General features: G+C 29.0%; 25 protein-coding genes. 5 read left to right on the plus strand and 20 right to left on the minus strand.

Going from position 1 to position 24872, the window contains the following annotated elements:
- Nucleotides 1–21: 21 nt before the first annotated feature.
- From dnaE to L3B98_RS21420, 7 genes are all read right to left on the minus strand, one after another.
- Complete coding sequence (dnaE, locus tag L3B98_RS21390; RefSeq protein WP_238918173.1) at nt 22–3123, minus strand: DNA polymerase III subunit alpha; 3102 nt, start codon at nt 3121–3123, stop codon at nt 22–24.
- Nucleotides 3124–3198: 75 nt separating this feature from the next.
- A complete protein-coding gene (locus L3B98_RS21395; RefSeq protein ID WP_238918174.1) occupies nt 3199–3483 on the minus strand; it encodes a co-chaperone GroES in 285 nt (94 codons plus the stop codon).
- 52 nt (nt 3484–3535) lie between these two features.
- On the minus strand, nt 3536–4447 hold the full coding sequence (locus L3B98_RS21400; protein WP_238918175.1) for a hypothetical protein: 912 nt from the start codon (nt 4445–4447) through the stop codon (nt 3536–3538).
- A 340-nt stretch (nt 4448–4787) separates the two neighbouring features.
- On the minus strand, nt 4788–8378 hold the full coding sequence (locus tag L3B98_RS21405; protein ID WP_238918176.1) for a leucine-rich repeat protein: 3591 nt from the start codon (nt 8376–8378) through the stop codon (nt 4788–4790).
- Between the two features lie 54 nt (nt 8379–8432).
- On the minus strand, nt 8433–8723 hold the full coding sequence (locus L3B98_RS29165; protein ID WP_343073703.1) for a transposase: 291 nt from the start codon (nt 8721–8723) through the stop codon (nt 8433–8435).
- Between the two features lie 290 nt (nt 8724–9013).
- Nucleotides 9014–9796: a hypothetical protein gene (locus L3B98_RS21415; RefSeq protein ID WP_238918177.1), complete on the minus strand. Its 783-nt coding sequence runs from the start codon at nt 9794–9796 to the stop codon at nt 9014–9016.
- A 357-nt stretch (nt 9797–10153) separates the two neighbouring features.
- Complete coding sequence (locus L3B98_RS21420; RefSeq protein ID WP_238918178.1) at nt 10154–10633, minus strand: DUF1256 domain-containing protein; 480 nt, start codon at nt 10631–10633, stop codon at nt 10154–10156.
- Between the two features lie 160 nt (nt 10634–10793).
- Between L3B98_RS21420 and L3B98_RS29005 the strand changes: the two genes are divergently transcribed.
- A complete protein-coding gene (locus L3B98_RS29005; protein WP_275298475.1) occupies nt 10794–10928 on the plus strand; it encodes a hypothetical protein in 135 nt (44 codons plus the stop codon).
- Between the two features lie 41 nt (nt 10929–10969).
- On the opposite strand, the gene L3B98_RS21425 is transcribed toward L3B98_RS29005, so the two are convergent.
- The 7 genes from L3B98_RS21425 to L3B98_RS21455 form a co-directional block, all read right to left on the minus strand.
- Nucleotides 10970–12517 (minus strand): VWA domain-containing protein, encoded by a 1548-nt coding sequence (locus tag L3B98_RS21425; RefSeq protein WP_238918179.1) that lies wholly within the window; start codon nt 12515–12517, stop codon nt 10970–10972.
- A gap of 46 nt (nt 12518–12563) precedes the next feature.
- The gene (locus L3B98_RS29170; protein ID WP_238918180.1) at nt 12564–13898 is read right to left on the minus strand and encodes an AAA family ATPase; all 1335 of its coding nucleotides are present in this window, start codon (nt 13896–13898) and stop codon (nt 12564–12566) included.
- 71 nt (nt 13899–13969) lie between these two features.
- Nucleotides 13970–14401: a hypothetical protein gene (locus L3B98_RS21435; protein WP_238918181.1), complete on the minus strand. Its 432-nt coding sequence runs from the start codon at nt 14399–14401 to the stop codon at nt 13970–13972.
- A 50-nt stretch (nt 14402–14451) separates the two neighbouring features.
- A complete protein-coding gene (locus L3B98_RS21440; protein WP_238918182.1) occupies nt 14452–14931 on the minus strand; it encodes a hypothetical protein in 480 nt (159 codons plus the stop codon).
- A 57-nt stretch (nt 14932–14988) separates the two neighbouring features.
- Nucleotides 14989–15339: a hypothetical protein gene (locus tag L3B98_RS21445; protein WP_238918183.1), complete on the minus strand. Its 351-nt coding sequence runs from the start codon at nt 15337–15339 to the stop codon at nt 14989–14991.
- 239 nt (nt 15340–15578) lie between these two features.
- Nucleotides 15579–16253 carry a glucosaminidase domain-containing protein gene (locus L3B98_RS21450; RefSeq protein ID WP_238918184.1) on the minus strand — a complete coding sequence of 225 codons (675 nt, stop codon included), beginning with the start codon at nt 16251–16253 and terminating at the stop codon, nt 15579–15581.
- 94 nt (nt 16254–16347) lie between these two features.
- Nucleotides 16348–16782, minus strand: coding sequence for a hypothetical protein (locus L3B98_RS21455; RefSeq protein ID WP_238918185.1), 435 nt, complete (start codon nt 16780–16782; stop codon nt 16348–16350).
- Between the two features lie 778 nt (nt 16783–17560).
- On the opposite strand from L3B98_RS21455, the gene L3B98_RS21460 reads away from it, so the two are divergent.
- The gene (locus L3B98_RS21460) at nt 17561–18424 is read left to right on the plus strand and encodes a hypothetical protein (RefSeq protein ID WP_238918186.1); all 864 of its coding nucleotides are present in this window, start codon (nt 17561–17563) and stop codon (nt 18422–18424) included.
- Nucleotides 18425–18426: 2 nt separating this feature from the next.
- On the opposite strand, the gene L3B98_RS21465 is transcribed toward L3B98_RS21460, so the two are convergent.
- Nucleotides 18427–18855: a hypothetical protein gene (locus L3B98_RS21465; RefSeq protein WP_238918187.1), complete on the minus strand. Its 429-nt coding sequence runs from the start codon at nt 18853–18855 to the stop codon at nt 18427–18429.
- A 204-nt stretch (nt 18856–19059) separates the two neighbouring features.
- On the opposite strand from L3B98_RS21465, the gene L3B98_RS21470 reads away from it, so the two are divergent.
- Nucleotides 19060–19296 (plus strand): hypothetical protein, encoded by a 237-nt coding sequence (locus tag L3B98_RS21470; protein ID WP_238918188.1) that lies wholly within the window; start codon nt 19060–19062, stop codon nt 19294–19296.
- Nucleotides 19297–19467: 171 nt separating this feature from the next.
- Here L3B98_RS21470 and L3B98_RS21475 read toward each other — a convergent pair whose 3' ends face one another.
- Entirely contained in the window at nt 19468–19689 is a 222-nt protein-coding gene (locus L3B98_RS21475) for a DUF2922 domain-containing protein (protein ID WP_238918189.1), read from the minus strand.
- 38 nt (nt 19690–19727) lie between these two features.
- Nucleotides 19728–19952, minus strand: coding sequence for a DUF1659 domain-containing protein (locus tag L3B98_RS21480; RefSeq protein ID WP_238918190.1), 225 nt, complete (start codon nt 19950–19952; stop codon nt 19728–19730).
- A 745-nt stretch (nt 19953–20697) separates the two neighbouring features.
- Here L3B98_RS21480 and L3B98_RS21485 point away from each other — a divergent pair.
- Both L3B98_RS21485 and L3B98_RS21490 read left to right on the plus strand, forming a co-directional pair.
- Nucleotides 20698–21468 carry a ParA family protein gene (locus L3B98_RS21485; RefSeq protein ID WP_238918191.1) on the plus strand — a complete coding sequence of 257 codons (771 nt, stop codon included), beginning with the start codon at nt 20698–20700 and terminating at the stop codon, nt 21466–21468.
- A complete protein-coding gene (locus tag L3B98_RS21490) occupies nt 21444–21821 on the plus strand; it encodes a hypothetical protein (RefSeq protein WP_238918192.1) in 378 nt (125 codons plus the stop codon). The genes L3B98_RS21485 and L3B98_RS21490 overlap by 25 nt, the downstream gene beginning before the upstream one ends.
- 82 nt (nt 21822–21903) lie before the next feature.
- Here L3B98_RS21490 and L3B98_RS21495 read toward each other — a convergent pair whose 3' ends face one another.
- The 3 genes from L3B98_RS21495 to L3B98_RS21505 all read right to left on the minus strand — a co-directional run bounded on the left by L3B98_RS21495 (nt 21904) and on the right by L3B98_RS21505 (nt 24756).
- Nucleotides 21904–22176 (minus strand): hypothetical protein, encoded by a 273-nt coding sequence (locus tag L3B98_RS21495; RefSeq protein WP_238918193.1) that lies wholly within the window; start codon nt 22174–22176, stop codon nt 21904–21906.
- Nucleotides 22177–22618: 442 nt separating this feature from the next.
- Nucleotides 22619–23098 carry a hypothetical protein gene (locus L3B98_RS21500; RefSeq protein ID WP_238918194.1) on the minus strand — a complete coding sequence of 160 codons (480 nt, stop codon included), beginning with the start codon at nt 23096–23098 and terminating at the stop codon, nt 22619–22621.
- 197 nt (nt 23099–23295) lie between these two features.
- A complete protein-coding gene (locus L3B98_RS21505; protein WP_238918195.1) occupies nt 23296–24756 on the minus strand; it encodes a hypothetical protein in 1461 nt (486 codons plus the stop codon).
- Between the last annotated feature and the right edge of the window lie 116 nt (nt 24757–24872).

Here is a 24872-nt window from a genome sequence, read left to right on the forward strand (position 1 = left end):
TTTATCAAAAGCTTCAGTTCCTCATGATCTTACGTCTCCTGAAGCATTATATCCCAAAGTTTCTAGCTCCCATTGTAATTTTTTCTCTCTATTAAAGTTTTTTTCTTCTAATAACTCACTTTCTAATTCCTTCTTTTTATTTCTAAACTTTATAAAATCGTTAAATAATTTGTACCTGTTAGGTTCAAACCTATCAAAAGCTCCAGCTTTAATAAGAGCTGTCACATTTCTTTTAGAAAATGGATTTCTCACATTTATCACTATTTTTCCATTTTTATCACGCTTTCGTGTGACATTAGCATAGTTTTTACTAAGTTCTTTTCTTAAGGTACCATTATTTACATCATCTAAAGTCCTTTTTAAAAAATCATCAAAAGAGGTAAATGGTCCATCAATTTTTATTAAAACTCTAACTGAATCAAGAACAGTTTTTCCTATTTCTTTTATTCCAAGAAGGCCAAACCTTATACTTTTATCTCCATTGTTTAAACTAACATTAAAATCTGCCTTAGATTCATTTATATCAGGATGAAAAATTTTAATATTTCTCTGTTTAACATCTCCTAAGGTTTTTGTAATCTCTTCTGTTTTTCCATCCATAGCATAAAAATTCATACATGCTGCTGCATATTCTGCTGGATAATATAAACTGAGCCAAGCTGTCTTATAGGCTAAAAATGCATAGGCATAAGAATGGGATTTATTAAAACAATATGCTGCAGAAGTTTCTATATTTTTAAAAACACTTAAAGCTTCTTCTTCTGAAAAACCAAGCTTTAATGCGCCAGTGCAATACTTTGAAGGCTCCTTTGAAATTCCGCATACCTCTCCTTTTTCATTAAATAAGGACTGTTTTCCATAAACAAATTCATTTCTGATTTCTGCTATCCTTCCTTTATCCTTTTTGGCCATGGTCTTTCTTATTCTCAAATCTGCATTTCCAAGACTGTAACCAGCCATAACTTGTCCAAGTTTTATAAGCTGTTCCTGGTAAATCAAAACACCTTTCGTGTCTTTTCCTAAAGAATCTATTAAATTATTTTCTATTCCTCTTCCCATAACTGCAGCCTTATATTTATCAACCATTGATTTTCCATCAGCACCTTTAGCTAAAGGCCCTGGGCGATTGCAGGCATTTACTGTACTGAGTCCATCTAAATCCGATACCTTAAAGTCTCTTATCATTTGTGTTGCCACATATTTAGACATTTGAAATATATTCTTTGTATTTCCATCCCTCAAAAAGCGGTAAACTTTTTCGTCATTTGTATCATCGCTTTGAAACCATCTTCTTTCAAGTCCTATAGTCTTCATAGCTTCTTTTATAATGCTCAACGACTTTAATCCAAGAACATCAATCTTCAAGCCATGAAGATAATGAATTCCTTCCATATTAAACTGCGATAGCAATAAAACAGCAGATTCACTCCCTACCATAAGGGGCATGTTCTTTTTTATTTTTTGAGAAGAAATAACAACGCCTCCTGCATGAATGCTAACTTTGCTTATTCCACCGCATAGTTTTTTTACAGCCTTTTCAAGCTTCTTGTCTTTAGCAAATAACTTTTGAAGCTTATCATAAATAATAACTGCTTGATTAATTTCTCTTTGTGATAACTTGTTATGATTATAGGAATTTTTTTTAATATCTTCTAAGAGCTCATAGGTCACACTTTCCCCGCCTAAAAAATCTGGGATATTCCTTGTAATATCATTCTTGAATTTATTATCATATCCATTGTTTCTTGCCAAAACTGCTTTGATTGCACTTTTTATTTTATACTTATTAAAAGCTGCAATCTGGCAGACATATTCAATTCCGTATTTGTTTTGAAAATATTCAATAGCCTCTTTCCTGTCTACACTAGCTACATCTGTGTCTATATCTGGCTCATCCCTTCTTTCAGGATTTAAAAACCTTTCAAAAATAAGATTATTTTTAACAGGATCAATATTTGTTATATCTAAACAGTAAGCAATTAAACTTCCAGTACAAGAGCCTCTTCCTGGTCCTAAAAGAATATCGTTATTTTTACAGTATCTGCACCAATCCCACAATATTAAAAAATAACTGCTGTATCCCATAGATGTAATTATTGTATATTCATAATTTAATCTTTTAATATATTTTTTTATAGAGCTTGTCTTCTTTCCTAATAAAAATTTCTTTTTAAACCCTAAAAACATTTCCTTTTTTAAATAACTATTAGGAGTATATCCCTTTGGGCACTTAAAGGATGGCATAAGGCTTTTTGTATCCTTTGGAGTAATATCCACATTGCACTTATCAGCAATCTTTCCTGTATTTTCAACTGCCTCTAGGGGGATATCATTTGCTTTACACCAGCTTATCATCTCTTCAGGAGTTCTCATATGGCTATTTACCTTAGAAATTTCCATATTATTTATAGATTTTAAAATATCCTGATATTCTTTATCTTCTTTATAAATATAATGAGTGTCTCCTGTAATCACCAAAGGCAAACCAGTTTCCTTATGAATTTTTAAGAGAGCTCTATTTATGCACATTACTTCATCACAATCATCATAAGGCAATATTTCTAAGTAAAATTCATCAAAAATATTTTGGAAGTATAAGGCTAACTCCTTTGCTTCTTCATATTGATCATTTATAATAAAATGCCCTATTTTGCTATATAATCCACCACTTAAGGCTATAATTCCTCTTCCATGCTCCTCCAAATAACCTTCCTCTGCTGAAGGCATTTCACAAGAAGGAAGTTTTACTTTATGTATTCCTGCCTCTGTGGTTATTGCATACAAATTTTCTACCCCTTCCTCATTTGCTGCAAGAAGGACCAAATGATATATTTCTTCATATTTTAATTTTGCTATATCAATGTAACTATCAATATGATAGATTTCATTTCCATAAATAGGCTTCATTTTTTTACAACTATTATTCTCCATTTGCTCTATACATGCTTTATGATAATCTATTAATCCATACATATTTGAATTATCAGTTAAAGCAAAGGCTACTATTTCATGCTCTCCATTGGAATTATTATATTCATTAATAGCCTTAACATACTCTACTGGAGAAGTTAGAGAATCCTTTATTGAAAACTTAGTATGATTGTGAAGTAACGCATATCTCATATAATTCTCTCCTCATAATAAATTAATCTAATTTTCTAACATAAAATAAATTCAATCCTCTAACATAAACTTAATCTAATCTTCTAGTACACAAAGTATATCTCTTTCATTTAATATTATAAATTCATCATCTCCATTTTTTATTGGAGAACCTGAAAAGGTAGTGTATGCAATTCTATCTCCTTCTTTGACCTGCATTGCCACTCTTTCACCATTTTCAAGAAGAGCTCCATCACCAACAGCTATAACACTTCCAACATAGGTAGGTTCTTTATCCTTTCCTGGAATTATGATTCCAGAAACAGTTTCCTCCCCTTGTTTCTCTTCCTTTACGATGCATCTTGCTCCAAAAACCTTCATTACTATTTCCTCCTTATAATTTTAAAATACTAATTTCTTATCCTTGCTAAACTTAATAAGATATGCCTATACCATCATCAATAATGTTTTTATTGTCCATACTTTTTATAATGTCTTCAATTTCGATTAATGTGCTATTAACCACTTCTTTGTAATAAGCTTTTTTCTCTATATTAAAAATATCCATTTCATCTTTAACAGTACCTACTACAGCTATATCATTAACTTCTTGGCTAATACTATTACCTTCATTTTTTGAAATACTTTTATTAGCACTATTTGTTTTAATTCTATTTTTCTTCCTTGAAGACATATTTTTTTCAACGTCGATTTCGACTTTTTGCTCATCATTAAGTTCAGCTATTTTCTTTTCTTTTTCTATTGTAACACTTTTTCTATTATTTTTAACTAATTTTTCTTCACTTTTTCTTTTTTTACTTTGAGTTCTCTTTTGATTCTCTTCAACTATTTCATGTGACTCAGTCACTTTATCTACTTCATCATGTACCCCTGACTTACAAAGCTCTCGAGAAGTAGAGGATTCTTTTGAATCAATTAGTTTTTTTTCTTCAGATATTTCCAAGGGTTCATTAAAATTATCTATATCACTTAACTCAGTTTCAACCTTTTTATTCTGCTTCAAAATCATTAAAATTAACTCTTCCTTTGATATGTCTATCAGCTTTTCAGCTTCTTTACTACACTCTAAACATATTCCATTTTCATTTACCTCTAAAGCTTCCCTTTTACATACTTTGCATATATGAACTTCACTTAGATCTTCCTCCGTAACATTCCTTCTGCAGGTAAAACAATAATTAATTTCCCTTATTTCTTCTACTTCCTCATAACCTTTAAAGTACTCTGTTATTTTTCCATTAACAATTTTAGCAGCTCTTTTTTCAATTTTTTTAACTATTACTCCAAAGTTACTTTGACCACATGCTTTACAGATTTTACACATAAAAAATACTGCCTCCTTCTATTATTGTCAGCTCTCCAAAATATATAACTTAAATATTAATCTATATTTATTTTATTATATCAAATGGAGTTGCTTTTGATAATATAGGTTTTATAAAAAATTTGAGTAACATAAAATGTACAATATTACGTTACTTATTTTGATACTAACATAGTTACATTAATGGTAACAAAATAAGTCACAAAATATGTACTAAACTTTATTACATATTTTGTGACTTATTTGCTGAATATTTTGGTGATCTGATATTATTTTGTAGGAGAATTACCTCTTTTCTCCTGAGAAAACTTAGTTAACATCACTCATTTTATATGTTTTATTAAACCATTGCTCCATCTCCACCTAGCCAGTATCCATCTATATAAGAATTTCTTATCATAACTCCTGTTTGATCTAAATAATACCATTTACCATTATCATTTAGCCAGCCAACCTTTGGCATTCCATTATTATTCATGTAATACCAATTATTATTTACTTTTACCCACCCACTTACTGGATGACCTGATGGGTTTGTAAACGCCCTAATAACTGAAGGGGAAAAACTACTTGAAGTTGTTGAGTTATATATTTTCCCGCTTGGTGAATAATTAGTTGTCGTTGTTGGTCTCAATACTACAACATTGTTATTATTATCATTATTAGCGCTATTATTGCTTGAATCTGAATTATCATCGTCATTTGAGGTATTTCTATCGATTTTTCCTGCTGTATCATTTACAGTATAATTAGTACCATTTATTGTTGCCGTAACAATTACTTTAATATATTTATTTCTATCGCTGCTTTTTAATCTATATTCTTTTTCATCAGCACCACTTATATCTGTATAATCTCCATCTCTTGTATCAGCTCGTTGCCATTTATAATCCAAACTTGGCTCTGTTCCTGTATATCTTACGTTAGCTTTCAATCTATGGCTTACTTCCTCTGTTCCACTTATGGAAACTGATTCCAAAATTGAATCAGAGCCAGTGCTAGATGCAGTTTGTCCTGTTACAGTGATAAGTTTATTTACTGTAATTCCACTTCCATCAGCAGCAGTAGCTATAATAGCAGAAGTTCCATTAGCTACTGCTGTAACAACGCCTTGAGCATTAACAGTTGCTACGCTTGGATTACTTGATGTCCATGTTACATTTTTATTTGTAGCATTACTTGGAGTTATATTTAGCGTAAGTATTAAAGTTCCGCCTTTTGTACCGATGCTGCTATTTCCGCCAATAGTTATCCCAGCTACTTTAACATTTGTTAGATTAGTGATTCCACTATTTCCTCCGGTGTTACCTGTACTTCCTGTATTTCCACTACTTCCGTTTCCTCCAGTATTACCTGTGCCTCCTGTATTTCCACTACCACTGTTTCCTCCAGTGTTACCTGTACCTCCTGTATTTCCACTACCACTGTTTCCTCCAGTGTTACCTGTACCTCCTGTATTTCCACTACTGCTATTTCCTCCAGTGTTACCTGTGCCTCCTGTATTTCCACTACTGCTGTTTCCTCCAGTGTTACTCGTACCTCCTGTATTTCCACTGCCTGTACTACTTTGCCCATTTACAGTTACAGCACACGTTGCATTTATTCCACTTCCATCATTGGCTGTACATGTTATTGTGGCACTTCCTGCTCCTACCGCATTTATATTTCCATTTTGATCTACTGTTACCACATTGTTATTACTACTGGTCCATGTTACTGTTTGATCAGTTGCACCACTTGGTGTTACTGTTTCTGTTAATGTTTTTTTATCTCCTATTACACAATCTAAATTATTTAAACTTAACGATATGTTTGTTACTTGTACTTTTTGAGGTTGATTAGCTACTACAATCTTACTTCCATTAACACCACTATCTATTAAACGCTGTTTTTGTTCTCCACTATTTACATAAAATATTGCATCATTACAACCATCAAATGCATTTTCTCCTATATATGTCACACTGTTTGGGATAACTACACTTTTTAGCAATGTACAATTATCAAATGCAAATTTATCGATACTCTTCGTACCTTCAGGTATAGTTATATTGTCTAAACTATTACATTCAGCAAATGCTCCATTTCCAATACTCTTTAAATTTTTAGGCAAATTTATACTAGTTAATTTATCACATCCGACAAATGTGCTAGGCTCTATACTTGTTAAATTGCTTGGTAAAGTTATACTTTTCAAGTTATCGCACATCAAAAATGCTCCTCCACCAATACTCGTCACACTTTCAGGTATTGTTATACCTTCTAGGTCATAACAATTGCAAAATGCCTTAATTCCTATACTTGTTACACCATCAGGAATTTCTGTACTCTTCATAGTTGAACATTCAGCAAATGCATTATCACCTATACTTTTTACCTTAATTCCATTAATTTCACTAGGTATATTCATATCATCTCGTAAAATATTATAACCTACTATCTTTTGATTAGTTGCATCAAATTTAAAGTCCAATTCATTTAATGTTCTACCATCAACTTGTATCTTAGTATCATGTTCAGAAAGACCTGAATTAATTAAAAGTTGTCTAATTGCATTATTGGGAACATAATATGTAGCATTATCACATTTAAAAAATGTACTAAATTCTATAGATTTCATACTTTTAGGAATTATTATACTTGTCAGGCTTGTACAACAGTAAAAAGTACCTTTTGATAGTGCTACAACACCATCCGGTATTTTTATGCTTGTTAAGCTATTACAATTATAAAATGCCTTAGACTCTATATTATTTACACTGTCAGGTATATCTATATTAGTCAAGTTCTTGCATCCATCAAATGCACGAGGTCCTATGTCTGTTATACCATCGTCTAATTTTACACTTTTTAAATCCTGACAAAATGCAAAAGCATCACAGCCAACACTTTTCACCTTCACACCATCAATTTCACTTGGTATTTCTACATCCACCTTGTTTCCATTATATTTGGTTATTGTCCCTGTATCTTTATCAAATTCATAATCCGAATTACCTACGATGTAAATTTGACTTTCTAATATTCCATTAGAACTATTAAGTAGAAGATTTTTTGTTGCAGCACTCTTCACATAAATTATACGATACTCGCTTTTATGCAATATATTACTTCCTACACTTACTATGCTATCTGGAATATTTAGCATTCTTAAATCAATACATTCACTAAAAGCATCATCTCCTATGGTTTTTACACCCTCTGAAATAGTTACACCTCTTAAACCACAATTCGTAAACGCCTGAGCACCTATACTTGATACTGTACCTGGTATATTTATCTCTGAAAGTTGTGTGCAGTTAGCAAATGCTGCTTTCCCTATTTGTGTTACTCCACTAGATATAGTCGCCTTAAGTAATCCAATACATTGAAAAAATGCTCCTTCACCAATGCTACTAACACTACCAGGTATAGTTATATTTCTTAATCCACTATTCATAAAAGCAACCCAACCTATAGACTTTACTCCATTAGGTATAGTTATATTTTGCAATTTATCACAATCTTCAAATGCAGCATCTTTTATAGCTGTTAAAGTATCAGGTAGATTTACCTCTTTTAAGTTACTACATCCAGCAAATGAATTATTTTCTATTGTTGCTACACCTTCTGGAATTTTTATACTAGTTAAACTAGTACAATTTTTAAATGCGCTATTTCCTATACTTGTTACTGAAATGCCATTGATTGTACTTGGTATTATTACATCAGAATCACTACCAACATATTTTATTATCGTTCCTGTAGCAGTATCAAATTGAAACTCTGAATTCTTAATAACTGCATTAACCGACTTATTATTCCATACTTCTACTGTATTGTTTCCTCCAGTTTGATTATCTGCTGCAAATACCTGTGTAGTTGCCTCCATACTTATGCACATACTTAACACCAATATTTTACTAATAAGTTCTTTATTTCTCTTTAACATGTTGTCTACCCCTTTTGTCAAAATATACTATTTCTATATTTTATCATGTCTGTATTAATAAATCCAATTATGTAAACATATTCTATTTTCTAATGTATTCCAATTGTTCCATGTATTTAATTTGATAACTAATATTTCATAGTGATTATTTTTAACAACTCCTTCCACATAAGATATTTCATTATTCAATCTAAATATTTCTTCTGCACATGTGGCAAAATGCAAACTTTTAAAGCTTGCAAATGTTTCATGATCTGGAGCGGTCGCCTCCTCAAGTAAAAACATAAATTTAATATCTCTAAGACATGCTTTTTCAATGTGCCGAGATGAATATAGTTTATTAATATAACCCTAAATCATAATCTTCAGCATTTTTCTTGGCGATACTTGATTTTCTCTTACTCGAAAATAAGTCGAATATAAATCTTTTAAATCCATCTACTCTACAAATTGACTTAGTAATCGCACTGAATCATTAGCTGGTATAATATAATAAATATTTAATGGAAGCTTTAATTGATAAAACTTCTGATTAATTGTATAATCTTTTTTTCCACAAAAATGAGCCGCGCACTAATTTAGTGCGACAGCCCCTTTTCAATTAGAAATATTATTATATTCTTTGTGCCTTTTTATCAATTACTTACAATAATGTGATATATATATTGTCTATCCCAATCACAATAACGAGGGACAATTCGTATATCCCCTCCACCTACAGCTATTGCTTTAACTTCTTTTGAGTTTTCCCATTTCATGCAAGTTAGATTTGCTAGAATTCTTGGATTAGTTTTATAATCTTTTTCAACAAGTTTAATAACCTGTCCTAGCTTTACCTGTATGCTTGAACCATTAGGATAACTTGAGGTCAATATATCACCATTAGAATTAGTAGTATAAGTTATTACAATAGGAGCATTTCTGTTATTAGAACTTGCTTCACTATCGTTCTCTTTTTTCTTTGCCGGTGTCTCCGCAATAATTCCGTCTTGATTTAAATAACATCCATCAATTGTTGTATTTACTGCCATTGTTCCATCATTATTCATGTAATACCATTTGTCATTATCCTTTATCCAGCCTGTTCTAAGCTTTCCATCTGATCCTAAATAGTACCATTTGCTTTTATCTTGAAGCCAATTTAATTTCATCTTTCCTGAATCATCACAATAATACCAGGAACCATTATCTTGAACCCAGCCGGTTTGTACTTTATCATCTTTATAATAATACCAATCACCATCTTTTTGATTCCATCCATTTTGTTTTGCTTGTTCTTTCTTAAGTTCATAATTTGCAGTAGCTTTATTTGGAGTACTATCGCTTGATGCATTTAATGCATATATAGCACCTCCTGCTCCACATGCAATAACTACCACTGCACTTGCCACTCCTAGAATTAATGCATTCTTACCCATCTTATTTTCCCCTTAGTTTTACTAGTTATAATTTCAACATAGTAATTATAACAAATCACATCAATATTTAACAGTATTTATATAGTTAGTAAATATATTCTTTCAATTCAAAAATCTATATTTAATATAAAGTTCTCAATGCTTAATATAAATGATAATCTCCCATATAATTTTAAATACAAAAAAGTACAAATAATATAACATTTAAAGTAACATATTATGTAACTAAAAATGTTATATTATTTGTGCCATTAAGTGTAACAAATATATTTATATAAATATTATAATTACTGTATATAAATCAATATACACAACAAAAATAATGCCTAATTATTATAATAAAAAATCACTCATAAATTAACTAAATATCGAAGTAATTATCACATTATAAGTTTCAAGAGCAGCACTAAACGGGAGCGCTATTAGCTTATTATTTATATCCTCTGAATTTACCCCAAAAAGAATTGAATAATCTCCAACCTTTCTTAAATTCTTGGTAAAAGCTTCTCCTGGCTTTACACCATCTCTTATTATGGCTAGCTTTCCTGTTTTAGCCTCAGATCTTGTAACTGCGCTATCTATTGCTATAATTAAAGCATCTTTATATTCATTCCTTATTTTCTCTTCAATGCTTTCAACATTATAAGAATCAACTCTATCATTCATTGTCCCAAAACATAATATATCTTTTTCTGCAAGAAGAGAGCCAACCATAGGACCATAGCTATCCCAAACATGCTCTGGCGTTCCTATACATAAAAATATTTTTTTCTTTGGATTTATGCATATTTCTGCTAAAACCTCAGCACTATTTTCATCTAATTTTCTAATAGTCAAGTTTCATTTCCTCCTCCCTCTATAGATATCACAATTAATAATCAAACTTATAGACGGAATATAAATCCACTATTGAGAAATTATAATCGTAACACTACACTAGAAATCTGATACATTTTTCTGGAGCAGGCATGTGAAATTGAGCTGTTGAAGGTTCTTAATGGGTGCTTGTTTCATTTCAGCTTGTCCAGATTTTACATCTGTACAAGCTGAAATGATGACAAGCTCATATTTAGAACCTTCCAGCGAAAATTTCACTAGTCCTGCAGAAGACAAATGTATTGGATTTCGGTAAGTTACCACATAAGTCTAATTCTTGCTTTGAGAAGTACAATCTTAATTGGAACTTATATTGTTAAAAATATTGATCAAGGCCTTTTCATCTGCTAAATCATCAAATCTTGTTATGTAATCACAAAATTCCATCATATACTTTTCATTTGCTGCCCCAATTATGATTCCATGTACTATAAATTTTCTTTTTTTCTTTAAAGCCTCTAATTTTTTTCTAAATTCCATAGATAAAAATTTAACTGGTTCTCCATCAGTAATAAAAAGTATATCTGCTTTTTTAAATTTATGCTTAGAAAGAGTTTCAACAGCTTTTTCCAACGGTGGCTCAAATTCTGTGCCACCACCATAAAAGGTCTCTGCAATTTCTATTATTTTTTTCAAATCATATTCATTCTTTTTTGAATCTACCACTTTATTTACGGTGTTATCAAATAATACGCATCTATAAGCTCTTTTAGCTTTAGTAGCTATTTGAAGCATTGAAATGGCAATGGCCTTTGCAAAATACTCCTTTTTCCCTTTCATGGACTCAGAATTATCTATACATGCTATAAGTGGCCCATTTATTTCATCTTCTCCCTGCACTTCATATTGAAGAAGGGTTTTATTTAAATATTTTTTATAAAATTGATTTTCTAAATCTTTATCTGATAAAAGGACTTTTTCACAGCTTAAAATTCTATTTATGCTGTTTCCAATTCCAACTCCTGCAATTGTAATCCCATATTTTCCTGGATTTTTATTAATATCTTCTATATAAGCTCTCATCTTGCCAAGTCTTTTTGAAATATGCTTAATAATACTGCTTTTAGTTAAAACTTTAGCAAGTTCAAGTTTTTCTTCATAACTAACCTTTTGTAATTTTCCATTTTCATCTCCAGGAGCTTTAGGAAGAGTGACAAAGCTTTTCATTACCCCCCAGTCTTTACTTAGCTTTTTTTGAACCTCTGCTAAAACATCCTTTAAGGAGTCACTTATTTTCTTTATATCTACAATTTCTGTACCTTTTTTCTGTGCCTTTAAGATATTGCTATCAGCCTTATCAATTAATTTTTTCAAATCGCACGCTTGTGCCTTTAAATCATCATCCTCAGGATCATACATTAACTGCTGGTTCACTTCTATAAGCTGCTCCTGGCAGGCAATGGCTGTATTTATATTGTCCATCAAAAATTTATGTTCTTCAGACTGCTTAGCCAAATTTTCAAGGATTTCAAGAGCTTTATCTAAAAACATACTCAAAGCATAAGTTGAATTAAATAAATCACAAGCTGTATTTTTCCTAAGCTTATTAAAGTTTTCATTATCAATTAATCTTTTTAATATTTTATTTTCAAGCTTTAGGGAAACAGCTACATTTTCCTCATTATAAACTTTTGGTGCAACCTTATATAAAGCATTAAATAAATCTTCGCTCAACTTCTCAAAAAATGGAGTTCTCTCGTTGTTTTCTTCTATGATTTCCCTAAGTTTTTCTGCATCCCTTAAGGCATCTTTAAAAATTTCCTTATCTATATAATCCAATTTAACAGAGCTAAAATGAATTTTATCATCCATTATATCTAAAAACTCAACATTGGCTGAAAGCATAATAACAAATCCTCCTATAACTATAAATTAAAAGCCATTATCTCCTTTATAGTACAATTTCCTTTTTAACATTTTCTGCATACTCTTCCATATCGTTTAAGAGCTTCATAAAATCATTAAATTCCTTGCTATTATCTCTGCCTTCTTTTTTCATTGAGCTAAGAATTCCATTTATGGTATTCACGCCATAATTAATATTCTTTATTATTTCAGTTACTGCCATAGTTTTATCAAACACATACTGATCAGAACCTTTATTATCTTCTAAATCAAGAAGCTGTTTTTTATAAGCTTCAAAAGTCACTTTTAAATTTCTCAATTTATTTTTATTTGGATTAGCTAATTTTTCTACCTCTTCTAAAATTGCAGCTAGATCTTCTTCATCTGTCCATAAAATATATTTTAATACTTCTAAATCTTGAATTTCAGCTTCATCCCTACCATCTAAAAGTGCCGCTGCTTGTACTATTTTTAAGCTTTCATTTTTTCTTCTATCTGAAATTACAATATTTTTCCTAAGTAATGTATTTAAAAGTTTATTATACGTATTTAGCACTTTTATGCTAATTGTAATTTCTTTAACTTTCTCATTTATAACCATTAAATCCTTAATGTTTATCTTACACACAGGCGTTTTCACTGTTTCATTTTCCTGTAATAAAGAACCTTCTCTTCTTCTATCTAAATAATTCTTAAATAAAGTTATCCTATTCCCAGGCTCATTAATATAATCTATATTCCACCTTAACAAAAACCTGTCATATAGAGCTATAAGGTTTTCCTCTTCATAATATTCATTACTAGCACCTATTAAAGATATTAGTGGTACTTTTTGAATTTCTTCATTAAAAAATAACTTTTCATTCATAATAGTAAGTAAATTATTTAATACTGCACTATTAGCCTTAAAAATCTCATCCACAAAGCTTATATTTGCTTCTGGAAGTTTATTTTTAGTATTTACTTTATAAATATCATTTTTCATTGCATTAATACTTACAGGGCCAAAGATTTCACTAGGCTCTGTAGTCTTTCCCATAAGTATTCTAAAATAGCTGCAATCCTCTATTCTATTTCTATACTCTTCTACTAATGCTGATTTCCCTGTTCCTGCAGGTCCATGAAAAAATCCATTAGAACCTGTTATAAATGCTAAGGTAAGCATCCTTATTTCATTTTCTCTTTCTATAAAGAGCTCATTTAATTCCTCTTCAATCTTTAAAATATCATTAATAGTGCCTTCTACTACTTTCACTATCGACGTATTCACGCGTTTTGAAACTTCACCTTTGGAATTTAAATTTTCTACTTTTTTCTTTCTTTTGTTAATATCTAATACATCAACCTTTGCTTCTTCATCAACTTTACTAAAATCAAACACTATTACCCATTTCCCCCTATAAAATAGGCAGGGTTATTATAAAAATACCCTGCTCAGCTTAATTTAAAATCCTATTTCTTTATTAACAATATCTCTTTAGCATCAGTTAGGAAATCCATGAGCTTTTTTGATAAATCAGAAATCATTTCTTCTGAATTATTTTCATTAGATTTCGCTACTTTCACCTTATTATCTAAATCCACATCTGCAGCTTTTATTTTTTTATTATGCTTTCTATCAAAGTCTTTAAGTTCATCCATTAATAAGTCGTATTTATCTATTGATGTATGTTTTGCAATATCAGCAGCTGTGAGTTTGCCTTCACTTAACATTTTATAGACCTGAGATATGTTATAAGTATGATTTTTTAGCTGCTTTAAAATATCTTCTTTTTCTAATTCCTTCGCATTTGGCTTTTCTTGATCCTCTACAAATGATACAGCATAGAAATTCATATTCTTGCAGTTTATATAATCTTTTAGCATTTCTTCAAGTTCTCTCATTCTCATTCTCCTAAAATTATAATTAAAATAATGATCTTTTACAATAATTACTATTGTTTTTCTTTATTTTCTGTTTCAACCTTTGAATTATCTTCTTTTTCAATATCTTGAATATTAGATACAAGCATTCTCCAAATTATATATTCTCCAGCTTGTGCAATAGCCATCATCATTCTTCTTACAGAAAGATCTTCTTTATCATAATTTTCATCGACAATCTTACCATCTTTTATTAATGGAAGCATTGATGGAATTATCTTTTCTAATGCAATTTTTTGAGCTGCATCAATTTCTTTCTTAAAGAATTCTTCATTTTCACATAATGCTTGAGATATGTATACAAGCGCTTTTGACAAAGCTATATATCCTTGTCTTACAGTAAATTCATTATCAGCATCAAGTTCATCACTAATAACCTTTAAAATTTTCTCTAAAGCTGGAGCCATAATCTCATTATCTTTTTTTGAAATATCTTGTACCTCCTCAAATACTTTATCTTTTTTAATAGTTTTTGCATTTTTATTTTTCAATTTAATTCCTTCTTTCCTGGCAGGTAAAATTTCTGCCATATTTCTATATATAATTAATTAAAAATTAATTTTCTCCACATTTTTATTTTTAAAATATTCAATTATGGGTACTAACTGCATTGATATTATCTTGGTCCTTTTAGTTTCTGCATATATACTTTTCAACATTTTTTCCAACTTATAAGAACCATTTAAATTAACTATTAAATACTCAACACTTAAATGTGTTAATACAAAATATTCTATTTTATTGATATTAAGCTGTTTCTTCAATTCAATTGCAATATAGTTATCTCCTACTATTGCATAACCATCCTTTAATAAAGCTTCATAATATTTCCCAGATTTTTCAACAATTAAATTCAAGACATCCCTTTTAAAATCTCTCGTAGTTTTTCCTCCTTGCATACCTTATGATGTCAACAATTAATTTTATAGTCTAATTCGACTTATTATTGCATTGCTATTCTCTTTATATATTACAGCTATTAATTTAAATTTGCTGCATAAACTTTTAAAAATCACTTAAAGTTCTTTATTTATATATAACTTTTAATTAGTATTGTGGGGCTCCATTTAATAAATTCTGAAAGAATTTATTCATTAATTGAACATTGACAATTAAAACATATATAACTATCCCTTTATTATCTATATAATCTATCATATTCAAAAACTAATTCATCCCCTATTCTATCAATAGTCTTATACCATTTAGAATCGGCACTGTAGTATTTATTAACTTTACTTGTGCTCCCTCCACTATAATAACAAGCCCCAGGTGTTAAATAATATATTCTAAGCTGCCTTGCCAAATCAATTATACATTCATATTTTGAAGCATATACAGTTCCTTTTGATGAATCAAATTGAACATCCATACCTGTAATATTGTTATTCCCATTATTAGCTCTCAAGCTTTCATCCCACCCAGATTCGGCAGCTGCTATTGCAACTAGAGCAAAGGCATTTACCTTATACTGCCTTTCCGCATCAACAAAAGCATCTGAAAGCTTTAACAAATTTGCATGATATGAAGTATTAAGTACATTTGTCATCTCTTTATGGGTGATTCCACTTGGAATTCCTATATCATAGCTATTAAACCCAACCCGTGCTCTACGCTCTTTTTCTTCCTGCTGCATTTCTACAACTTCAATTAAACTTTCATTTACTCTAATCAATGACATATCTGCTAAGTGATTATTGATTTTTTCCTTGGCTGCACATTTGTAATCAAAATTGTTGCTTCCACTACAGATTCCTAAATTTATTAAGAAAACAGAACATAAACATAGTGGTAATATTTTTGTTATTACCATTCAATTCCCCCTTCTAATATAGCCTAACTATTGCCATTTTTTCAATACTTTTTAAGTCGAAAACGACCTAAAACTGTTAATAATTTTTCTAATTTTAACAGCATAAATGCTTAGGATCAATTAAGTTTACTTCTGCATTGTATTTAGAAAACACAAGTTCTCTATTATAGATATCCTGCTTATTAGCAATATGTAAAGAATAACTTCCAGTTTGTATCTTCTCTACTGCTATATCCTGCAAGACTATTCCACCAAACAATAACACTTCCTCAAGAAATTTAATTTTGTCATTATCCGTAAGGAACTCAAAAATATCTACCATATTTTCCACATGAAATTTAAATAAAATATCTTTTCTTTTCAGGCTATACACAACATAAAAGTTACATTTCTCAATTTTATTAGATTTTTTATAATATCTTTTGCTGCATTTAAAAATATAAAAATCTCCAACAGAAGCTTTAAATTCTAAATACAATAAAATATTACATGCTCGCTCTCTATTACCAATGTTAACCATTTCCTTCATGGTAATTCCCCCATAGTCAAAAGTAGTACAATACTATGTTACCACATTTTGGTCGTAATCGAAATAGACTCTTAACATTTTTTTGTAAAATTACTAAAAAGTTTTCTTTAGGGCTTATTTTTCTAGTTTCAAATAAAAAATTTATATATATAGTATAAATACTATATATATAAATTTTTTATTTGCCATATATTTTACACTTTTATTTCTTATATATGATTTTTAATAAATACTTTTGCTTTTTTATAATAGCTAATTATACTTTAAGACCTTACTTAGTATATTTTTAAGTGACAGCTTAAGTAATATTTTATGTTACTATATTTGTATTATTATTAGTTACTATTAATGTAACTCTTTATGTTATTAATAGAGTAAGTAAATAAATTACTTTTTGCGTTACTAAAAGTGTTATCTTTATTGTTACATTATGAGTTACCTATTTATAAGCATATCCTATATATATAAATAGATTATATGATTAGTATTACAAATATTATAGGTAAATTTTAATATACATTACTTATATATTATAGTTCAAATATTTCTTATATTATTCAAATTTATTTAATGAATATAGAAAATATGTTGTAATGCATTTTCTACATCTATTATATATTTATATTAATTTGATTAGTTAAAATCTAATGTAATTAATGGAATACAAGATTGCTTAATATATGCTTATAATGTAAAATGTTTCTTAAAGTGGAAAGTTAACCAAAGAATAATCTAATTAATTTTATAAACACAAAATACTTAAAGGGGACAAAATAAAATGAATAAGGGAATAATAATTGGTGGAGCTTTAGCAGCAGTTGTGGTTTCATCCTGTGCAGTAGGTGGTGCGATTTTAGCTACAAAAATGGAAAGTAATAACAATACTCCTGTTCAAAGCAATGTAAAAGTAACAGCAGAAGAAGTTAAAGAAGGCTGGATTAAAGAAAACGACAGCTGGCATTTTTATAAAAATAATGTTCTGCAGGTAGACTGGGTTAAAGATAAGAATTCTTGGTATTATCTTGGCGATGATGGGAAAATGAGGACTGGATGGATAAAAAATAAGGATCAGTGGTATTATTTAAATACTGATGGAACCATGGCCACTAATACCACAGTAGACGGTTATTACTTAAATAGCAATGGTTTAATAGAAGATACTCCAACAAAAGCAAAACAAAGCAATCAGGTTTCTGATGATAATAGTAATAATAACAGTAATATTACATATAAAACTTACACTAATAAGCGATTTCTTTTTTCCATTGATTATCCTAGTAATCTACAATTTATGGGTGGCGGTGCAAATGGAGGCGGTGCAGATTTTAAAAGTGCTGATGGTCGCCTTGAGTTAGGCGCAAGTGGAAATAACAATGCTATTTTTCAAACAATAGAATATTATTATAATCAATCATTACAGTACATAAATGTAACTCCGTCTTATTCCCATTTAGGAAAAAACTCTTATACTTTATCTTGGGAAAAAGATGGAAAGATTACTTATGAATATTTTATATTAGGTAAAGAATCTTTTAATCGCTTTGGCTTTACATATCCTGCCAGTGAAAAAGACTATTTTAAGCCTGTAGTAGAAAGGATCTATAATTCCTTTAAGACTCCTGGTATTGATTCTGGTCATTAAAATTAATCTTCCTTAATACAGCTGTAAAAATAATTAACAGCTAAATCAACAATAGTTGATACACAAATATTAATATCTGGATGTATACTCTTAAGCTCTGATAATTTTCGGACCGTTGATGATCTTAAGTTATAGCATCTTTTGCTATCTGGAGCTTCACCATCAATTATGTGTGCAGCTCCATTTTCATTTTTTGTAAGGCCACTGCTACTTAAAAATTTTGTTTTATGTATCTTTGAAAGTGGTATAAGTCTTTTATTATTTTTAAAATTCTGCAATAGCTCCTGTGATGCTCCATTCATTTCATCACAACATAAATCATCATTTCCAAAGTTAAAGCTTACTAATTCATTTCCTTTTGTTTCATCATCAAAACCTATTATTTCTTTTTCTTCTTCAATAAAATCATTTTTAAATTCATCCTTGCCCATAGAATTTATAAACTCCTCTCTCAACGTTAAAAATCCTAAGAATATAAATTCTAAATAATATATATTCTTATATTCTTAAAATATACAACCTAAAAATAACTTATAGTTCATGGTATTTTTTCTCTATAACTAAAAAATTAACTATATAATTCCTTATGTTAATCATATCTATTAATTAAACAACATTTTACAGGAGGAATTTATATGAATAATACTATAAAAATAGCTGCACTAGACTCAGAAGACTTTGATAAAAAGCAAATTGCCCTTGCCATAAGAAATTCAACTTTAAATGATGTCTTGAACTGCTCCCTTAAAGCTGAAAGCATAATTGCAGCATGTGAGCATTGTTCACTTAAGTTAATTTGCGATGGTATAGATAAGCTCTCTGATGAATACATTGCAAAAACTTCATCTGTTATAAAAAATTTTAGCCTTTAATACTAGTTTCTCAATTCTTTCATAGTCCATATAAATTCCCCATTGTTTTGAAATTCTATACTATAGTAGTATTTTTTTAGAATAGCCTATAATATAGATATACCTAACGTAAATATGATAAAAGAGAGATTAATTTACCTTAGAAATTAATCTCTCTTTTATACTTAACTACTAAGCTGCCACATCATATTTAGTGATTTTTCTTTCAGTAAGTTTGGCACCACTTTTACTTATAAGTTCGCCAGCATTTACTTCAAATATAGTCTTTGAAATTATTGTATCCATTAAAGAAACAACCTGTTCTTTTGTAATATCAGGCTTAACTCCAGTTATACTTAAAGTACTTGTTGTACCCCCTGGAGTATTAAATGTTATAGCTAAGACATATTCCATAATAACTTTACCTCCTTTCTTTTTTAAATTGCTCCAAACTAATTGTTATCGATACTTGAAGTAACACTCAAAAAGGTATCTCTTGTTTTATCAGCCATTACGCCTTTTATTGCTTGAGCCACTTCATAAACAGCGGATGGATCTGCATCATTTTTTACATTTGCAAACATCTTTGTTTTAAAAATCGCATCTCCTGCTTTGTCCACACCTTTTTGAACTTCAATTCCAAGTGAAGTTGCTTTCTTTGTTAATGAAACTGCCATACATTTTACCTCCTTTCCTTTCTTCTTAATTAATAGATATACCTTCATTCTGGAAATATATAGGTATTTAAAATATTTTTTGTAATTTAAATGTAATAATTTTACTTCGATTGGATTGGATTTTTTTATTAGAAAAAGTTATAATTAATTTGTATAATATATAAGAAGAAAAAAGATTAATAGTTATAGATAATTTATTTCAATATATATTAGAATTTTAATAAAATTTATGATAAAATTAGTGATTGAAATTAAACTATAATTATTATAATAATCTATAATATAAATGTAATTTTGATATCATATAATAAATTAAATATTAAAACATATAATGAATAATAATTTCAACTTATATAATTATTATTTATCAGTTTAAAAACTATATAAATGGTTAATAATAAGCATTCTATTTATATTTTAGTTACTGATTTTGTAACTTATTTTGTAACAGATTTACTTTGATTCTTGTATCAAATAATGTTACATAATATGTAAATTTATCTGTTACGCTTTATGTAAATATATTGTAACAAATATGGTAACAACAAAAAGTACATATCCATTATATTAAATCTTAATTCTACATTTATATACTTGTTACAAAGCATGTAACATAATGTATTAAAACTCACTATACTAAAAAATGCTTTAGAACTAATTAATGAAAATTAAGTTAATAAGTTATTTAAAGCTAAGAACTAACGTTAATAGATAAAAATTTGAATTGATATGGAGTGATAATATTATGGCTACTGTAATCAGCGTCTTAAATAATAAAGGTGGGGTTGGGAAATCTACTTCAACTTATAACCTTGGATATGAACTAAGCAGATTAAACAAGAAAACATTAATTATTGATTTGGATCCTCAAAGTTCTTTAAGTGTTTATGTTGGATTAAATCCACTTGAAAAATATGCAAGTATAGAAAATGTATTTAGAGGAGATATGGATATAGATGAAGTTATTGTTCCAACAGGAACTACTAACTTATTTATGATTCCAAGCTGCATAGAATTCTCAACTGTAGAAATGTACCTTATGGGCGTAATGGGAAGAGAAAACGTACTTAAAAAGGCTCTTGAAAAAGTACAAGAAAACTTTGATTTTATATTAATAGATAACAGTCCTTCTCTTGGAAATACAACTATAAATTCATTATTTGCAAGTGATTTTGCCCTTGCTCCAGTTGATGCGTCTTATCTTTCAGTAAGAGCACTTGAAATCTTAGAACAAACTGTGAAACAAGTTCAAGAATATAATAAGGATCTAAATGATATTAAAGTTTTAATCACAATGTATGATAGCCGTGCAAAGCATGGTAAAGAAGTTGTTGAAATGCTTGAAGAAAAATATTATGTGTTCCCTAGCTATGTAAAAACAAGTACTAAATTTAAAGATGCTGTTATGCAGTTTAAAAGTATAAGTCAATATGCTGGAGAAAAATTCGACGGTTCAATAGCATATAAAAATGTTGCAAAGGAGATAAGCAAATGGCAAGTAAGAAAGAACAAGTAAAACCAATTTCAGCTAAACCACTTCCAAATAGGAACGTAACAAACTCTGATACAAATAATGTTACAAACTTAGTTACCAGCTTTATCGAAACTGAGGTAACAAAAAAGGTAACAAAAAAGAGAACAGCACCTGTTACAGTAACAAAGAACTTAATTATAGGTAAAAAGAGGATATCAGCTCACTTTATAAGCAATAAAACAGTAAGACCTAATTACAATTTATCAGAAGAAACAGTTCAAAAAATAGAAGAAATTAGCGAATTATTAGGCTATAAAAAAGCTGAATTTTTAGATATATATTTAAATGGAACCTTACCAAAATTAATTGAAACTTTAAAAAAAGAAAAGAAATAAAAGTGCCCCAGAGGTAGTGTAAATTAATAACTCTCTCTGGGGTATTTTTCTATCTATCTATTTATTTTTTATTTATACATTTTTATTGATATTGAATTCTAGATTTAGATACAGAAATATCTCTATTAACAAAATAAATATAATTAGCAGCTTCTGTAGGGTTCTTTACCTTTGGCCCTAAAATGACTTCATCAATCATCAGAGGCTTGTCTATTTCTATGTAAGTATGTAGAACTACAAAACCTTCAGCATCTCCTGTAATTTTAACTTTATCAGGATCACTTTCTAATATTATATCTATTGCTTTATTATAATCTTCTATATCTATCATATTCGCCTTTAATATACAACTCATCTATTATAATCTTCTGCCGTTTCAATATCTTTATTCTCCATAGTTAATCTCTCTTTCATAAGTAAATTATCATATATTTAGATTATATCCTAATTATTCCTACTGGTAAATAAAGGATTAACGATATAATAATTGAAACAAATTCTGATACAAGCAACATTACAAATTAAGTTACAAAACTTATTAATATTTAAGTAACATAAAAAGTAACAATAATAATTACATAACATGTTATAATTCCAGAAACTTAACTATATAAATAATTAGATACTAACTAGGTTTTATGCCATAAAAGTGCGAAGTTTTTAGGATATATTTCAATTTAAAAATGCTAAAACTAATTATAAAAAATGAGAGAAATTTATTACTATAAAATAATACTATTTAAAACAAAAAAACATTAGCATTTGTTAAAATAAACTAATGCTAATGTTTTTAAAATTTATTTGTAAATTCCGTTTGAATCAACCCAGTACCCATCTGGTGTATATGTATTTCTTAGTATTTTACCATCGGCTCCTGCATAATACCATTTAAATCCTGCATCATAGTTATTACCAGGACGTGCTTGGAACCACCCTGTTTTCATAGCTCCATCAGAACCACAATAATAATTATAATTACCGTTGCTAGAAACCCATTCATTTATGTAAATTCCATAAAAATCATTATCATGAGTTTCATTTCCATAATACCATTTACCGCCTACAGTAAACCAACCTTCTTTAGGTTTGCCATCATTTCCGTAGTAATTCCAGCTTTCAATATTACGTCCTGCATATGGTGCATAATGACTCTCGTGTTTCCATTGATTTCTTAGTCCTGATTCCGAATATGCATTTATTTGTGCTAATGGTGAAAGATAAAAAATAGAACTTAACAAAATAGTGCTACAAAACATTTTCTTTAATTTTTTATTCATTAATATATTCCCCCTTACTTAACAAGCTATATTATAACATTAATTCAAACTTTATCCAAGTTAAGAGAATAATTAAGTAACATAACAAGGTACATAAAACGTAACCTATAGTGTTACACCTTATGTACCTTATTAATTAAGCTAATACAAGTAATATACTAGTTTTATCATTTAATTATTATCTTTATTTTAATATTTTATATTAAAACATTTTTGTTATTTTCAATTAAATTTACTTCATCATAACCAACATTAATCTTTGCCATTTCATTGCGTGAAAGTGGAATATAAGTAATATCAAAGGATATATCTTTTTTCGAATATGAAGCTTCACGGACTACAATTTTATTTTTAGATAATTCTTCAAGGGCATCTTTTAATCTATCCCTTTTTCTATCTATTCGTTTAGTATTCCAGTAGATTGCAGTTGAAAGTTTATTTAATGTTATTACTTCGTTATATTTAACCTTTAACAAAGCACATCTATATCTTCTCTTTTGAAGCCATATAGCAAGCTGCTGTGCATCTGCTCCAAGAGAATCAAAGGAAACTTCATCATATTCAAGAGTACTTTTCTTCAAGATAAGTTCCTTTAATATGCTTCCAAGATAAACCTTCGCCATTCTTATACCATCTTGCTCATAGATGGAGCTTTCAAGAAAGATTCCATTAATAGATCTTCCTTCCATCTTATAAGAAAGACGAGTACTTCCAAGTTTAGCAATGGAGCTTTCAACGGCATCATAATTCTTAGTTGTATTTGCCATTTTTAAATCTGTTGTTATTTTGCTTATACTTTTTACAATAGGTTCTTCAAGAACTATTTTATGAAAATGAGTATAGTAATAACTTATTATCTTTACATCCAGTCTATTTAGATATTTTATAGATTTAATAAGGGCAATTTGAGTCAATAAATCTAAAACTTTCTCAGAATTCTCTCCATTTTTTATTTGAAGATAGGTTTTCTGTTCAAGCTGCAATAAAAGCTCATTTTGCTCGTTTTCATCAATCATTATATATCTATCTATTGTTGAAGGTTCATTAATATCCACGCACACCTCCAAATTCTTTTTTTGTTCATCCGTCAAAAAATATGTCCTAGAGGTAGTATCAATCGGAATTGAAGAAAGTATACTTGGAACCTTTGTGGTATTTTTTAGATTGTCTGCATTTTCTATAAACCTATAAAATAAAACCAATATATCATTTTTAAAAGCCGAATTAATCGCAGCCTTCTTACAACCTTCAAAATAAGGAAAATCCGTAAGTAAAGTCATTTCATCATTTCGCCAGTTAATTATTAATTCTTCTCTCTTTTTTTCATATTCCTTAAAAGTTTTAGTATTGAAATATTCTTTAAATTTCTTTTGACTTATTTTTTTTGATAATACTTGTTCATACTGTTGTTTTGCAAATAAGATATCCTTATTATAATCACTTTCGCTGTCATCAAAAATTCTCTTTACATATCTGTATTTTGTCTTTTTAACAGCACTTAAAAGATTCTTTGTAATAAGCTCTCTTTTATCTACATCTTCAATATTTGCAAAATCATCTTCAAGAGCTTTTAAAAGTTTTTCAATACTCTTTTTTGTGATTTCTTCATATTTACTTTTAAACTTATCTATTATTTGTATCTTAAAGTTTTCATTCATCAACAAACCCCTGCCGTTTACCTTGAAAATTTATATTAAAAAGGAAACCTAGTTTTCTATAATTCAGTGTAATCACTTAGTATTATTATACCTTTATAATAAAAAAAATCATATAA

Origin of the sequence: Clostridium sp. YIM B02555 (assembly GCF_022320955.1) — a bacterium.
Taxonomy (GTDB): Bacteria; Bacillota; Clostridia; order Clostridiales; family Clostridiaceae; genus Clostridium; species Clostridium saccharoperbutylacetonicum.